We start from the raw sequence: 5,212 nt of genomic DNA, 5'->3' as shown, positions 1-5,212 counted from the left end.
CGTCATGGATCGCGCCAAACGCCTCCTCACCATTGACGAGCGGCTTGAACGTCGCTTCAGCGGGGCGGTATTCCGCTCTCTGCACGAACCACGGCAGAGTAAGCGTGGCGCTTCGCCTGTAGGACAGCGCGATGGGGACGACAATGGGTTGTTGTGTCATGCGTAGGCGTCCTCCTCGTGATCAGGCAATGTGTTGTAGCTGCAGCGATATTCCGCCCGAGCGGGTACTGATGAGAGAAGCGGCCTGGTCCATCAGGACTGCATAGGTGGGAAGGCCGCGATGTGGAGCCGATTTAACCCCTGAAGGCTTATACCCTGCGACCCATCTCGATTCAAGGCGACAGAGTCTGAAAATCTGTCATTTATCGTCAAGCCGTCATACCGCTGACAGACAGTGCGCAGTCAGTCCATCTCACTCGCGCAGCGGCCTCACGATTTGCGGCACACCGGAATCGCACTCGGCTGCTACGACGCATTGCAGGCGGCGGGTTTGCACTGCCCGGCGGACATTTCGATCGGCGGACACAACGACATGCCGCTCACGGATACGGTTGAGCCCGCGATGGCTTCCGCGCGCGCAGTGCGTTTAGCCATCACCGTAGAACCGAAGCGGCGCACTTCGCCTGCTGCACAAGGGCCTCGATGCATCGATCCGGTGGACGACAAACGCGAGTCGTCCACCGGAAAATCACGCGGCGCGATCGCCGGTCAAAGCTTCGACCCGCCGTCCACGTGCAAGGTATCACCGGTAATCCAGCGCGCGTCTTCGGATGCGAGGAAGGCCACCGCTGTGCCGACGTCGTCGGGTTCCGCCATGCGCTTGAGCGCCTGAATGCCGATCGCGAAATTTCGTCCTGCGTCGGTCTTCGCAAAGCTGGACATATCGGTCGGCACCACACCGGGCGCGACGGCGTTCACGCGTATGCCGCGTTCGCCCAGCGCGGCAGCGAAATGTTTGACAAGCGTGTCGATGGCGCCTTTGGTAGCCGCATATGCCGACAGCGTGCCGAGCGCAGCGTGCGCGGCAAGCGACGAAAGCAGCACGATGCTGCTGCCTTTGCACATCACGGGCAGCAGTTGCTGGACGAGGAAGAACGGCGCGCGCACGTTGACCGCGAACAGGTTGTCGAAATGCTCAACCGTTGTTTCTTCGATCGTGGCTGCGCCTGAGATGCCGGCATTGGCCACCAGTATGTCCAGACGGTCACCGATAATCGCACGCGTACGCTGCGCGAGAAGGTGTGGACCCTCGGCCGCACGCAGGTCGGCGGCGATCTTGTCGGCTTTGCCCCCCGCTTGCCGTATTTCGGCGACTACTGCATCGGCCTCTTGCGCGCCGCTGCTGTAGTGCACGAGTACCTGGGCGCCTGCTCTCGCGAGCGCCAGCGCGCTGGCGCGGCCGATGCCGCGCGACGCGCCTGTCACAAGTGCGGTCTTGCCCGTTAGCGTATTCATGATTTGCTGCTCCTCATTCAGATGCTCAGTTCACGGGTCCGGCCTGTGCGGCCGGACAGGCCGGCAGAAAGCGCGCCTCAGCCCGCCGTCTTGCCGCCGTCGACCGTGACGATTTGTCCAGTCACAAACGCGGCGCCTTCGGATGCGAGATACAGCACCGCGGACGCGATGTCCGACGGGTTGCCGATTCGTGCAAGCGGCACACTGCCCGCCAGCACCGCCTTTCGCTCGGGTGTGCCGGTGAAGCGGTCGAGCATCCCCGTGTCTGTCGGTCCTGGCGCAACGGCATTGACGCGCACGCCCGTGCCGGCAACTTCGAGCGCGGTCGAACGGGTGAACCCTTCGACCGCGTGCTTGCTGCCGGCGTAGATCGCGGCGTAGGCGGCACCTTCGTGGCCGTAGGTCGACGAGATATTGATGACGCTGCCCGATCGCTGGGCGGTCATAACCCTCAGTTCGTGCTTGAGGCTCAACAGCACGCCCAGCACGTTGGTGTCGAAGGTGGCCGCATAGCTGGCCGCGGACGCGTCGCTGACCGGGCCCGGTGTGCCTTCCGTGCCGGCGTTGTTCACGGCGACGTCCAACCGCCCGAAGCGGGCCACGGTCTGATCGACGAGGTTGCGGACCTCGTCGTCATGGCGCACATCAGCCTGCACAAAGAAGGCTTCCGAGCCCAGTTCGCGCAATTCGGTCGCGAGCGCTGCGCCCTCCGCCGGACGACGGCCCGAGACGACGAGCTGGGCGCCGGCACGAGCGAAAGCAACGGCGGTGGCGCGGCCGATGCCCGTCAACGCGCCGGTAATCAGAACAACGGGGCGATTCATGAGAAACTCCTGTAGGTATCGCTGCGACGCATGGCTTCTGGCGTTCGCGGCAGGGAAAATGGCTACAGGGACCAATTTATGAGCTTCTCATGCCGATGAAAAAGACTTTATAAGCGGGACGGCATGCCTCATAGGCATGGGAGAAACCGATGGAACTGCGTCATTTGCGATATTTCGTCTCGGTCGTCGAGACCGGCAGCCTCACCGAGGCCGCCGAGAAACGGTTACACACATCACAACCGTCGTTGAGCCGGCAGATTCGCGACCTGGAAGATCAGGTCGGCGTGGCACTGCTGCGCCGCAGCGCACGCGGCGTCGAACCGACCGAGGCGGGCAAGGCATTTCTCGATCATGCGCGACTGGCAATGGCCCAGGTCGATGCGGCAGTCGAAGCGGCGCGACGCGCGGCACAACCGGCCAAACCACGCTTTGCGCTTGGCTTTCTGACCGGGCAGGAAATGACGTGGCTAACCGACGCGATGCACCTGTTGCGCGAGGAATTGCCGACGATCGAGGTCACCGTCTCGAGTGACTACTCGACGGAATTGGCCACCGCATTGGCGCACGGCAAACTCGACGTGGCGTTCATGCGCGCCGAGCGCGGCTACGGTCTCGAATACAAGGTGGTGAGCGAGGAGCCGCTCGTCGTACTGATGCCGAGCGATCATCCGTTGACTGCACGCGAAGCGGTACACCCAGACGAGCTGCGGGGCGCACCGTTCATTGCGATGGCGGACAAGGCCAAGGTGCTACGGCAGGTCATCGACGCCTATCTCGCCAGGTCGGGTGTCGACGTGGAGGTCGTGCAAAGCGTCGATAACCCGGCGATGGTGATGTCGCTCATTGCTTCGATGCGCGCCATCACGTTGATACCCGCGTATGTGCGCGACCTGATGCCGTGGTCGGTGGTGAGCCGGCCGCTTGCCGGCGACGTGCCGACCATTGAACTCGTCGTTGGCTACAGCCCAGGCAACACGGCACCGATCGTCAAACTGTTCCTGTCGCGAATAGACGAGTTGATGTCGAGAATCTTGAAGCGTTCCGTGTGAGACGTCGCTGCACCCGGGAATTCGCGTTGCTCATCCCCGGGATCGCATCGCGTGTCACTCCGCGCCGCGCACGATGCGGAAATCACGCTCGACCGCATCGCCTAAGGCATCAAGCGCGGGCTTGTAGACCTCGCTTGTATACGCGGCAATGGCCTGCTCATACGACGGAAACTCGATCACGACAGTCCGCTCCTTCAGCCCCTGCTCGCGAGCCTCTTCGGCCGGCCCACGCACAACAAATTTTCCGCCGAGCGTTGTCACCGCGGGCGCTGCCAGCTGCGCGTAGTTCGCCAGCCTTGCCGGGTCCTTTGTCTTGCGATAGGTGACGACCCAATATCCCTTACTCATTTCAATCTCCGTGTTCTCTGACAAAAAAAGTCACTGGCCTGTGAAGCCGTGACGAATGCGATAGCGGACTTGCCAGCCGCGCTCAGCATAGCGCATCTGGCCGTGGTTGAACGTCTGAGGGCTGAGTTCGAACTCGGGTCCCCGCAGCGATCGTTTGCACAGTCGCAGGTGCAGATGCCTAGAACAGGTAGTTGACGAACAGACCGTACGTTATCTGACTCGTCTTCTCGGTGATCGGGCTATCGGTTGCATCACCGCGCAGCCACGCGAATGAAACACTGGCGCCGACATTCCAGTGTGTCGCAATCCGGTAAGCGCCGTTGATCGAAAAGCGTAACTGGTTCAAGCCGGCCCCGGCGGAAAACGTTGGCAGTCCAGATCGAGCACTCTGTTCCGACGTTACGCCAAAGTAGGTTTCGTTATATTTGCTGCTTGCCCACGTCAACCCCGGCCCCGCACTCAGCGTGAGATCGGGAATGGGCTGATATCTGCCCATCACATCGAAGGTCGCCACCGTGCCTCGGCCATTGCCGGCGATGTCGGTCAGCACGCTCGCACGCGCGGAGATGAACTGATAGGTATAGATGCCGAACAGTTCAGCGTGGGCGGTCCGCTTGACGTCGCCGAGTCCATTCAGCCGCGCGTCGTCCGATTCGCTGCGCGGTTCGATGAAGTCGTAGGTGACGGCTGCGCCCACACGCCAGTTACTGTCACGATACAGATAGGCACCGAGTGACAGCAGCGCGGCGGCATCAGGATTGGACCCAATAAAGAAGCGATCGTAGTTGACGCTCACGGTCGGCACCCCTTCCCATTTGGTGCCGCTCGCGCCGGGGAATTTCGGCATGTTCACTACCCCGGCTCCGACGGAAAATCGCCATGGGCTCGCGGTGCCGGATGGCGCCTGGGTGATTTCCGGCGCGGCGACGGAATAGACGCTTTCAGAAAGGCCAAGCGTGTCATCCGCCATCGCGACAACCGCACACAGCGACAATGCAGAGCCCGCCAGCACCTTGATCATGCACGGCCTTGACATATCAATCATCCCGGTTTCTCCGTGGGCAATGTGAGCGGACCGAGTTCGGAACGTCAGTCCGGAAGTTCGTCGGGCAATGCCGCTACCGTAATGCAATTCAATGAATCAAGACGGTCGTTGTTGTTAGAACGCCAAAAGACCGGGCGGTCCGAGTTACGGAAGTGCGGAGCATGCCAGCGGCGCGGTGATGCGATTCGCATCTTGCAGCAAGCGCTGGCGATAATGGACGTGATGCTGATAACCGGTGAAGCGGATCTACAGGAACGCTCGTCTGACCCATCTCGCTTCCCCAACAGGGTTGAGAGAATTTCGTCTTCTGGCGGGAGATTCACTGATGTAGTGAGTGCCATGAGCTTAGTCTCTTTTTCTTCAGCGTCGCAAGCAGATTTTATTATTGAGTTTCCCATAAAACATGACAACCGATTCGATGCTGGCGCGTTATATCTCTAACGGATTGAATGGAGATACGCGCCATGGCAAAGAAGCCGTTGGACGAGGCA

The 5,212-nt window shown here is 61.2% G+C and carries 5 protein-coding genes; 1 reads left to right on the top strand and 4 read right to left on the bottom strand.

Translation table 11 applies throughout. The features are described from left to right. Nucleotides 1-708: 708 nt before the first annotated feature. Nucleotides 709-1,455, bottom strand: coding sequence for an SDR family NAD(P)-dependent oxidoreductase (locus HV796_RS40080; protein WP_175233266.1), 747 nt, complete (start codon nucleotides 1,453-1,455; stop codon nucleotides 709-711). A 77-nt stretch (nucleotides 1,456-1,532) separates the two neighbouring features. After that, on the bottom strand, nucleotides 1,533-2,279 hold the full coding sequence (locus HV796_RS40075; protein WP_175233265.1) for an SDR family NAD(P)-dependent oxidoreductase: 747 nt from the start codon (nucleotides 2,277-2,279) through the stop codon (nucleotides 1,533-1,535). 149 nt (nucleotides 2,280-2,428) lie between these two features. Between HV796_RS40075 and HV796_RS40070 the strand changes: the two genes are divergently transcribed. Next, the gene (locus tag HV796_RS40070) at nucleotides 2,429-3,328 is read left to right on the top strand and encodes a LysR family transcriptional regulator (RefSeq protein WP_175233264.1); all 900 of its coding nucleotides are present in this window, start codon (nucleotides 2,429-2,431) and stop codon (nucleotides 3,326-3,328) included. Nucleotides 3,329-3,382: 54 nt separating this feature from the next. Here the strand turns inward: HV796_RS40070 and HV796_RS40065 are convergent, their stop codons facing one another. After that, on the bottom strand, nucleotides 3,383-3,676 hold the full coding sequence (locus tag HV796_RS40065; RefSeq protein WP_175233263.1) for a DUF1330 domain-containing protein: 294 nt from the start codon (nucleotides 3,674-3,676) through the stop codon (nucleotides 3,383-3,385). A gap of 178 nt (nucleotides 3,677-3,854) precedes the next feature. Further along, on the bottom strand, nucleotides 3,855-4,721 hold the full coding sequence (locus HV796_RS40060) for a MipA/OmpV family protein (protein WP_175233262.1): 867 nt from the start codon (nucleotides 4,719-4,721) through the stop codon (nucleotides 3,855-3,857). Nucleotides 4,722-5,212: the final 491 nt, after the last annotated feature.

Source organism: Paraburkholderia humisilvae (assembly GCF_902859855.1).
GTDB lineage: Bacteria > Pseudomonadota > Gammaproteobacteria > Burkholderiales > Burkholderiaceae > Paraburkholderia > Paraburkholderia humisilvae.
This window is presented reverse-complemented; position numbering and strand designations above follow the sequence as displayed.

What these genes read in the sequence shown, in the direction of transcription:
- HV796_RS40080 (WP_175233266.1), bottom strand. Translation starts at nt 1,455, where the DNA reads ATGAATACGCTAACGGGCAAGACCGCACTTGTGACAGGCGCGTCGCGC.
- HV796_RS40075 (WP_175233265.1), bottom strand. Translation starts at nt 2,279, where the DNA reads ATGAATCGCCCCGTTGTTCTGATTACCGGCGCGTTGACGGGCATCGGC.
- HV796_RS40070 (WP_175233264.1), top strand. Translation starts at nt 2,429, where the DNA reads ATGGAACTGCGTCATTTGCGATATTTCGTCTCGGTCGTCGAGACCGGC.
- HV796_RS40065 (WP_175233263.1), bottom strand. Translation starts at nt 3,676, where the DNA reads ATGAGTAAGGGATATTGGGTCGTCACCTATCGCAAGACAAAGGACCCG.
- HV796_RS40060 (WP_175233262.1), bottom strand. Translation starts at nt 4,721, where the DNA reads ATGATTGATATGTCAAGGCCGTGCATGATCAAGGTGCTGGCGGGCTCT.